This window comes from Vibrio sp. 779(2023) (assembly GCF_033344285.1).
Lineage (GTDB): Bacteria > Pseudomonadota > Gammaproteobacteria > Enterobacterales > Vibrionaceae > Vibrio > Vibrio alginolyticus.
This window is the reverse complement of record NZ_JAWPOM010000061.1, coordinates 1-1812: the sequence shown is the minus strand read 5'-3', so window position 1 is coordinate 1812 and position 1812 is coordinate 1. Positions and strand designations below refer to the sequence as shown.

2 protein-coding genes are annotated in these 1812 nt (G+C 44.5%); one reads left to right on the top strand and one right to left on the bottom strand.

Features of this window, described 5'->3' with window-relative positions:
- Positions 1-295: 295 nt before the first annotated feature.
- Positions 296-625 carry a DUF2500 domain-containing protein gene (locus tag R8O70_RS24850; RefSeq protein ID WP_015297474.1) on the top strand — a complete coding sequence of 110 codons (330 nt, stop codon included), beginning with the start codon at positions 296-298 and terminating at the stop codon, positions 623-625.
- Between the two features lies 1 nt (position 626).
- Here the strand turns inward: R8O70_RS24850 and R8O70_RS24845 are convergent, their stop codons facing one another.
- Entirely contained in the window at positions 627-1640 is a 1014-nt protein-coding gene (locus R8O70_RS24845; protein WP_021449828.1) for an acyltransferase, read from the bottom strand.
- Positions 1641-1812: the final 172 nt, after the last annotated feature.

The window sequence follows — 1812 nt, the reverse complement described above, 5'->3', positions numbered from 1 at the left end:
CAAAAGTTTTTCGATCGTTCGGGTACGCATGACTACTTTTTCAATATCTGACATCGTAACCCTCCTTTACTGACCTTCCCTTCGTTAGTCATTTCATTCTTCTATAAATTTAGAGCTTTTTCGAGCCGTTAAGTGCAATTTTCCTTTCAAATTGTGCCCTTGCACGCATATAAACTGTGAAGTCCGCCGAATAAAATCTACACCCCTTTTATTAGATCACGAATAGTTTATCTCAACTCATAGTTTAATCAGGGAGTTCTGTAGAATAGGGCCCAATGAAACATTGGAGGTTATCATGCCAATCTCACTTATCTTGGCCATTTTTGCCCTCATCGCCCTTGGCGCATGGGTGTTCTTTCGTTTCTACAGCAAACATTACGTTGGTGAAGATGCGCCAGAACAAAGTGTTCAAGTCACTATTTTAGACAAACAAGCGATCGATGTGCCGGATGCGCAGCCGGGACAGGACGACCAAGAATATTGGATTTATGTGCAACGTGGCCCAATCGGCCCGAAACGAGAATTCCAAATTGGTGTGCACTATTACCACGCGCTTAATCCAGGTGATAAAGGCACCCTGACCTACTGCGGCGACAAATTCCTACATTTCGCAATCAAACGCTAACTTACGGCAGTAACCAACGAGTCTTGGCTGATTTCGAGAACAGATAACTCATCGCCAAGGCTCCCGCCCCACTTAACACAATCCACACAGGGATCACCCATACCGGATGACCGGTATACCAACCGAACTCTTTCATCGGCCATAAGAAGATTGGGTGAAGTAAGTAAATGCCCAAGCTGTGCTGGCTGATAAAACTCACCACTTTCTGCACGTTCTTCGGCAACCCTTCCCCAAAATACCGACACAGCATAAAAATCATCGATGCCGCCAAAATCACGTTCAATGTTTTGTATGACAACCAACGCCCCACGGTGTATTTCTCCGCTTCCAAACTGTTGGTCACCACCATGGTGAATGTCACGGCTAACGCCACCAATCCAAACCCAGTGAACAACGTCACCATAGAACGATTTAGTGGCACTTTTTGAAACAGTACATAACCCAAAGGCAGATAGCCCATATAGAGCCACATTTGGTTACTCCATGGTCCATCAATCTTGAACAGGAATAACGTGCTAGTGAACATCCAAAAAGCCAGATAGGTATAGAGGACATTGTCATCGACATTACGTGCCATCCATTGGAATAGAGGAATCACGAAATACAGTGGAATAAAATAATAGAAGAAGCCTAAATGGTAATAGGTGGCATGAAACGGACTATTACTCAGCACTTCTTTGACGGTTTCAAAATCGAACCCTTGTGCCGTCCAACCCGATAGATACGCGTAGAACGTCGACCAAATTAGAAAAGGCACCAACACCTTCCCCAAACGCCGCTTCACGTAATACTTGCCATCAAAAGGACGTGTATCACTGAGCATCAGAGCGCCCGTAATCAAAATAAATACCGGCACCGCCCATCGGGTCACGCTGTTCACTCCAACGGCGGTGAGCCATTGGTCCATTGGGATCACGCCCAACTCGTTTCGATAAGGCGCCAAGACATGAATAGCGATCACGGCCACTGCGGCGACGCAGCGCAATAAATCAAAAAACAGAACCCTTTCTCTCATATCCTTTCCTACCTTGGATCGCTTATCGTTTATAGCATAGGGCAATTTTCACTCAATTAAATAGTTAACAATCTGTTTTTGCTTATTTTTAACCCAACAATGACCTGTTAATTGTATTTAACCGATAAATACTGCTGAACAGAATCAATTGAAACAAAGCGATATGTGACCA